Raw genomic sequence first — 247 nt, 5'->3', positions numbered from 1 at the left:
GCGGCCCGTCTCGCGGCGGATCCTAACCGCGTCGACCAGTACACGCCCCATCCGGCAACCTGGCTCAACCAAGGCCGCTGGGAAGACGAAACCCCGCTTCCGGCTCGTGCCCCGGCTTCTGCCGCGGAACGGCGCACCCAGGCCCAGCAGCAGATCTGGGATTGGGCAACCAGCCCTGAGCCTCTCCCGCAAACCTGCCAGGCCGGCAAGCTCACCTACGAGCAGGCAATGGCCCAGGTGGAAGCGG

1 protein-coding gene is annotated in these 247 nt (G+C 68.8%); it reads left to right on the top strand.

What is annotated here, in order from left to right; genetic code table 11:
* Positions 1-247, top strand: a 247-nt coding sequence (locus QP415_RS12495) for a hypothetical protein (protein WP_285100284.1), incomplete at both ends; no start/stop codon positions are given.

The organism is Pauljensenia sp. UMB3104, from assembly GCF_030217285.1.
Lineage (GTDB): Bacteria > Actinomycetota > Actinomycetes > Actinomycetales > Actinomycetaceae > Pauljensenia.
The sequence above is the reverse complement of the archived record's forward strand: the minus strand, read 5'-3'. Positions and strand labels throughout refer to the sequence as shown.